This window comes from Pseudomonas sp. BBP2017 (assembly GCF_003024385.1).
GTDB lineage: Bacteria > Pseudomonadota > Gammaproteobacteria > Pseudomonadales > Pseudomonadaceae > Aquipseudomonas.
In genome coordinates this window covers 46,453-52,452 of sequence record NZ_PVZN01000024.1, presented here as the reverse complement: position 1 = coordinate 52,452, position 6,000 = coordinate 46,453, and the positions used below count along the sequence as shown (strand labels likewise).

At 58.7% G+C, this 6,000-nt stretch carries 6 protein-coding genes and 2 pseudogenes; 6 read left to right on the top strand and 2 right to left on the bottom strand.

Annotated features, from left to right (window positions below; genetic code table 11):
* Positions 1 to 229: 229 nt before the first annotated feature.
* Positions 230 to 343, bottom strand: a pseudogene (locus C6382_RS22225) (4-hydroxy-2-oxovalerate aldolase); the annotation flags it as partial.
* On the opposite strand from C6382_RS22225, the gene C6382_RS22220 reads away from it, so the two are divergent.
* The 5 genes and pseudogenes from C6382_RS22220 to C6382_RS24815 all read left to right on the top strand — a co-directional run.
* Positions 329 to 481: a hypothetical protein gene (locus C6382_RS22220; RefSeq protein ID WP_256589176.1), complete on the top strand. Its 153-nt coding sequence runs from the start codon at positions 329 to 331 to the stop codon at positions 479 to 481. The pseudogene C6382_RS22225 and the gene C6382_RS22220 overlap by 15 nt on opposite strands.
* A gap of 203 nt (positions 482 to 684) precedes the next feature.
* Entirely contained in the window at positions 685 to 1,266 is a 582-nt protein-coding gene (locus C6382_RS22215; protein ID WP_107026463.1) for a TetR/AcrR family transcriptional regulator, read from the top strand.
* Positions 1,267 to 1,575: 309 nt separating this feature from the next.
* Entirely contained in the window at positions 1,576 to 2,751 is a 1,176-nt protein-coding gene (locus tag C6382_RS22210; protein WP_107026467.1) for an MFS transporter, read from the top strand.
* A 75-nt stretch (positions 2,752 to 2,826) separates the two neighbouring features.
* Entirely contained in the window at positions 2,827 to 3,444 is a 618-nt protein-coding gene (locus C6382_RS22205; protein WP_107026462.1) for a nitroreductase family protein, read from the top strand.
* A gap of 175 nt (positions 3,445 to 3,619) precedes the next feature.
* Positions 3,620 to 3,828, top strand: a pseudogene (locus C6382_RS24815) (SDR family NAD(P)-dependent oxidoreductase); the annotation flags it as partial.
* 176 nt (positions 3,829 to 4,004) lie between these two features.
* Here C6382_RS24815 and C6382_RS22195 read toward each other — a convergent pair.
* Positions 4,005 to 4,898 (bottom strand): LysR substrate-binding domain-containing protein, encoded by an 894-nt coding sequence (locus C6382_RS22195; protein ID WP_178082824.1) that lies wholly within the window; start codon positions 4,896 to 4,898, stop codon positions 4,005 to 4,007.
* Between the two features lie 89 nt (positions 4,899 to 4,987).
* On the opposite strand from C6382_RS22195, the gene C6382_RS22190 reads away from it, so the two are divergent.
* Positions 4,988 to 5,923, top strand: coding sequence for a DMT family transporter (locus tag C6382_RS22190; RefSeq protein WP_218276280.1), 936 nt, complete (start codon positions 4,988 to 4,990; stop codon positions 5,921 to 5,923).
* The last annotated feature ends 77 nt before the right edge of the window (positions 5,924 to 6,000 follow it).

Genomic DNA, 6,000 nt, shown 5'->3' with positions numbered 1-6,000 from the left:
GATGCCATACCGCTCCTGAGCCTGACCATAGGTCATCTCGCCTTTTTCGATCTGATCAACCACTGCCAATTTAAAAGACAGCGAGTAATCACGCTGAGTACGCTTAACACCTTGCGCCATCTGGATCCCCGGAAATTCGGGATGGGAGGTGTAAACCATATTCAGGACGGGACATGGGTAACAAAAAAGGCATCTGCGCAGCGCGTCAGATGCCTTTTTTGCGTTGTTACCCGGCGCCGAGGCCGGCTACCGATCCGTCGATCCGCGTTGCACCGGCCTCGATAGCCGCCAGAGAGTTGGTGATGGCCCTGCCCATGTCGTGGTGGTCGTGGAAACCGATCTCATGTGCAAGGTGGAAGAGGGCGAAGTGCGTTTGTTGCGCAATGACGTGCTTACCCCTGCCGAGCTTGCCGAGGGCTGGACCCTGGCCTGCCAGGGGCGCCCGCAGAGTGCGCGGCTGCGCCTGAAATTCCCCGACTGAACAGCCACTTGCTCCTGGTTGTCATTTTCCCGGCTACGGCCGGGTTTTTTTATTTCACGATAACCCCGTGCGTGCATTTCGATGGCGCGCGCCAGGACTCGAAGTGGCATTGGTTCTCTTGACGGGCTGTGTGCGCTCACTTGACGCAACAGAGGCGGCGTCGTATATTTTCTGGAACGATCATTCCTTATGACTGGATTGCCATGCGTAAAAAGGAATTCGAACCCGACGTGATTGCCGATGCCGCCATGCGCGTGTTCTGGCAGCGCGGCTATGCTGCGACTTCAATCCAGGATCTGGTTGAAGGAACCGGTCTGTCGCGCAGCAGTCTCTACGGCACCTTCGAGAACAAGCAAGGGCTTTATCAACAGGCGCTGCGCAGTTACCAGGCCGTGACCACGGCCAATGTGCAACTGTTATCCGGTCCAGGCCCGGCCAAAGAACTGGTCCGGCAACTGCTGTTGCGCATCGTCGAGGATGAACTGGGCGATCCACAGCGACGCGGCTGCCTGGTCGCTAACGCCACGCTGGAGCTGGCAGGTCACGACGAAGCGGTCGCCGAGCTGGTGGCGCATAACTTTCAGCGTCTGCAGAAGGCATTGGAAACCTTGATCCAGCGCGGGCAGCAGTCTGGCGAAATTGCCGCCGGGAAGAATCCGCGTGCGTTGGCCCGCTTTTTCGTCAGCACCGTGCAAGGGCTGCGAGTACTGAGCAAAGGCAGCCCAGCCAAGCTGCGCCGTCAATGCCTGCTGGACGTGATCGACGTGGCGCTCGATACGTTGTAGCCACTCCCCCGTCGTTCTGGCGCACCGAAATGCGCCGCAATGCCGGGTTTTTGTTTGCCTCATTGTGGAACGATTGTTCCCGTAATGGCGTCATCATCCTCGTCTTCAAGGGGTTCCAATGAACATTGATACACGGCCTGCAGTCGCAGTCCTGGGTTCAGCTCTGATCGGCGCAGCCTGGCCTCTGTCGCTTCGAGCGTGCGCTGGATGCGGGGCACGGTGACAAGGGCATGGCGGCGTCCTGCCTCGCCTGAACTACCTGGGAGCAATTGCCATATGGACATGCAGAATCACGCAAAGACCACCGCCATGCCTGCGAGTAATACCAAGGGGCTGCCCATCTGCAGACTGCTGGCGTTCACGCTGGCGGGCTTTCTCGCCATCATGACCGAGACTATGCCGGCCGGTCTGTTGCCGCAAATCAGCCAGAGCCTGGGCGTCTCTGAAGCCATGGCCGGCCAGTTGGTAACACTCTATGCGCTGGGGTCGGTGCTGGCCGCCATTCCGCTCATCGCCGCCACGCGCAGCTGGAGTCGTCGGCGCCTGTTCCTGTTGGCGATTGGCGGTCTGCTGGTGTTCAACACGATCACCGCCTTGTCCGCCCAGTACGGGCTGATCCTCGCCGCTCGCTTCGCCGCGGGCATGGCGGCGGGCGTCGTATGGGGGCTGATGGCTGGTTATGTGCGGCGTATGGTGCCGCACGGCTTGCAGGGCCGTGCACTGGCCGTGGCGGGTGCCGGTCAGCCGATTGCGCTGTCCATCGGCGTTCCACTGGGCGCCTGGCTGGGCACGCTGTTCGATTGGCGCGGCGTGTTCTGGATCATGTCGGCAGTGTCGCTGCTGTTGTTCGTCTGGGTGCGTCTGGCGGTGCCGGACTTCGCCGGGCAGGCGGCCAGACAGCGCTTGCCGATCCGGCGCATTTTCTTGCAGCCAGGCATCCGCCAGGTACTGCTGGTGCTGTTCGCCTGGATACTGGCGCACAACATCCTTTACACCTACATCGCGCCGTTCCTGGCATCGGTAGGCTTGGGTCATCGCGTGGATGCCGTACTGCTGCTGTTCGGTGTGGCCTCGATCGCAGGGATCTTGATCACTGGCCTGCTGGTGGATCGCTGGCTGCGCACGCTGACTCTGCTAAGCCTGGGCATGTTTGCCGGAGCGGCGTTGCTGCTGGGTTTCTCGGGTGGCTCGAATACCCTCGTTTTGTTGGGCGTCGCAACCTGGGGGCTTACCTTCGGCGGTGCGCCGACTCTGTTGCAAACCGCGCTGGCGGATATGGCAGACGAGGGTGCCGATGTCGCGCAGTCGATGCTGGTGACGGTCTTCAACCTGGCGGTGGCCGGCGGTGGTGTGGTCGGCGCTGTCCTGCTGGAGCATAGCGGGCCAGCTTCATTGCCGTGGACGCTGGTGGCGTTGGCGCTGCTAGGTCTGTCGGTGGTCTGGTCGGTCAGGGCGCATGTTTACCGCACTTGCCCTGGCCATTGATGTTGGTTCGCGCGGCCTTCCCCGTATCGCGCAAGCGGCTCTCATTCAACGGTTTATTTCTCAACAGGTACTACCATGACAAACCCTATTCAGTACGCGATTGAATCCCGTGTCTCCACCAATCACTTTCAACCCGGCCGAACCCTGGACGACGGCATCATTGCCTCGCTGGTGGCCCAGGCCAGCCGAGCACCTTCTGCCTACAACATGCAGAACTGGCGGTTTATTGCCGTGCGATCGGCTGACGCCAAGGCGCGTCTGCGATCGCTCGCCTATGACCAGCAGAAGGTGGAGGATGCTTCGGTCGCCTTCATCGTGTGCGGCACGCTGGCCGCGCATGCGCAATTGGCTGCGGCGCTTCAACCTAGCGTGGACGCGGGCATCTTGGAGCAACACATGGTCGATGGATGGGTGGCACAAGCCAGTGCGGCCCATGAGCGTGATCCTGTTTTGCAGCGCGATGAGGCCATTCGTTCGGCATCGCTGGCGGCAATGACATTGATGCTGGCAGCCCAGGGCATGACGCTGGGCTCATGCGCCATGGTCGGCTTTGATGCGCCAGGGGTGAGTCGCGCGTTTGATCTCGACGCTGCCGAGATTCCCGTTGTCATTGTGACGGTCGGCTATCCGGCGAGCGGCAATTGGCCGCAAAAACCTCGCAAGCCATTGCCTGAAATTCTCAATATTGTTTGAGGGTGCAGTAATGCCGTTGCCTCTGTCGCGGGCAACCCGGGCTATGAGGCAGGCGTGGGAGGCCTGAATCCTGTCGCTGTGTCGGCCTTACCTAGTCCCAATGGACGATCAAGCCTTGTGCTGCCCTGACTAGACTGCCGGGACGCTTTCCCACCAGCACAAGTGAGGTCGCATCATGGCTCGTCTGCACAATAAGGTCGCGGTAATCACCGGCGCCGCTTCGGGTATCGGCCTGGCTTGCGTCAAGCGCTTCGCCGCTGAAGGTGCCAAGGTGGTTGGCCTGGATGTTGGCGTGCCGTCGCCAGCCAGGGCAGCATCACTGCCACCAGCACCGAGGAGTGGCGTCGCGTGCTGGACATCAACCTGACCGGTAGAATGCTCAGCTGCGTCGGCCAACCGGAGGAGCTGGCCAATGTTGCGCTGTTCCTCGCCAGCGACGAGGCCGGGCGATGGTGTCTAAGTCCTACGTAAATGGAAGCCGAACTCTCATTGACCAGTTTGACCTGTAACGAGACTTCATTCGCAGACAGAATGATTTCTGGCGCGTAGGTAAAACGTCTTCAGGCCTGGTCTTTTTCAAGTGCGAGGAAGTTTTCGATGTCCTCACTCAGAAAATCCAGAAGCGCATGCTGTGCCGAGTTTGCGTTAGCCTCCAAGGAGCCGGCAAACAAACCAAAATCTGCGTGTGGCGGAGGTGGTAGACCTTCCCTGGCACCTAAAACTCTCACCGCATCGTGGCGCACGTGCCCCATCAACATGACAGCCACCCCCAATCCAGCGTCGACCGCCGCCTGAATGGCCAGAAGGCTCGTACTTTTGCACACGACACGCCAAGGTATTCTGGCTCGGTTCAAGGCCGCGAAAGCCTTTTCCTGCCATGCACATGTGCCGACAAATGCAATCACCGGCAGAGGCGTCTTTCGCCAGTCGATTTTCAAGTTTCGTGAACCTACCCATCGCAATGGCTGAGTCCATGTCTTCACCGCAGAGGCGTCTATTACACCCGGATCACCGATAACGATGTCCAACTCTCCGTGCGTCAACATCCGGGATAATGCCGTACTGGAATCCACGATAATTTCGAGAACCACATCGGTGTAGCTGGCGGAAAAGTGCTGCAGTACAGAGGGCAATCGACCCACGGCAACATCCTCCAGCAATCCCAAGCGAACCGTACCCGAAACATGACTGTCGCCAAGTACGCGCTGGGCATCGGCCCCCGCCTCAAGGATACGTTGCGCATACGGCATCAACATTTGGCCCGCGCCCGTCAACGTCGCCCCTCTGGGGGAGCGTTCCAAAAGGCGGTGTCCCAACTGCTCTTCCAATCGCCGCAGTTGCATACTCACCGCTGCCTGGGTCCGCGCAAGTTTTTGCGCGGCAGCACTCACGCTGCCGGTCTCGATAACCGTTAGGAACGCCCTAAGCAGGTGGCTATCCAAATCACGCAGCATAAAAAATCCTTACTTCGACATAAAAACTATTAGTTATTTTTATAGTAAACGTCCTACTAAAGTCACGTTTTCTAATAGGAATAAATGCCGTGAAAAAAAGCGCAGCCCCCAGCCCTGTAGTTTCACCCTTGCCCTCAGTAGGACTCGCTGAGGACAATGTTTTATTGCCGCCTCCTCCGGCTTCGAAAGTTGAAGTAATTGCAGTGCTGATGGCGGTTGCGGCCATGTGCTCTGTGCAATTCGGCGCTGCGATGAGCGCGCCGGTCATGGAAATGTTCGGATCCGTCACCACCACCTGGTTACGACTGTGCATCGCCGCACTGATACTGGCGGTCGTGGTACGTCCTTCGGTCATGCGTTACACACCACAACACTGGATCGCAGCCGTCGGATTGGGCGCAGCAATGGCGTGCATGACCTTTTGCTTCTTCGCCGCCATCGCCCATGTGCCCCTGGGCCTCGCCGTTGCAATCGAGTTTCTCGGACCGCTGTGCGTAGCAGCTGTAGGTCTGCGCAAGGGCTGGGGTCTGCTATGGCCACTTCTGGCCGCGACCGGGATTTTGCTTATCGCTCGACAAAATGATAGTTGGACGGCGGATACACTGGGTTTAACCCTGGCAGCAGGCGCAGCACTTGGATGGGCAGGCTACATTCTGTTGATGAAGCGTGTGGGAAGCCTTTTCAAAGGGATGGAGGGATTATCCTCGGCACTGATTGTGGCCGCGCTTCTAGCGACCCCGTTTGGTCTGATCGAAAGTGCTGGGCATGTCCCGTTGGAGCAACTGTTCTACGTGAGTTTTCTTGCTCTTTTGGTTCCTTTGGTTCCCTACGTCCTCGAGCTAAATGCACTGCGTCGGATGACAACCTCTGCCTTTGGCATTCTGATGAGCCTGGAGCCTGCAATTGGTGTTCTGGCTGGGTTTGTAATCCTGCAGCAGCCAATGTCAGCGTTGCAATGCCTGGGAACCTTGTTGGTGGTAACGGCAAGTGTTGGCGCCTTACGATCGCCTAAAAAGACCCGCTGAGGTATCCACAAAAAGGTGAGGTTGGCGATGTTTTTACAATTGGTTTGTAGACTGCTGACAAGTGGATTCTGTCTCGG

Bases quoted from the DNA above. Each gene is read 5' to 3' on its own strand.
- C6382_RS22215 (WP_107026463.1), top strand. From the start codon at position 685: ATGCGTAAAAAGGAATTCGAACCCGACGTGATTGCCGATGCCGCCATG.
- C6382_RS22205 (WP_107026462.1), top strand. From the start codon at position 2,827: ATGACAAACCCTATTCAGTACGCGATTGAATCCCGTGTCTCCACCAAT.
- C6382_RS22195 (WP_178082824.1), bottom strand. From the start codon at position 4,898: ATGCTGCGTGATTTGGATAGCCACCTGCTTAGGGCGTTCCTAACGGTT.
- C6382_RS22210 (WP_107026467.1), top strand. From the start codon at position 1,576: ATGCCTGCGAGTAATACCAAGGGGCTGCCCATCTGCAGACTGCTGGCG.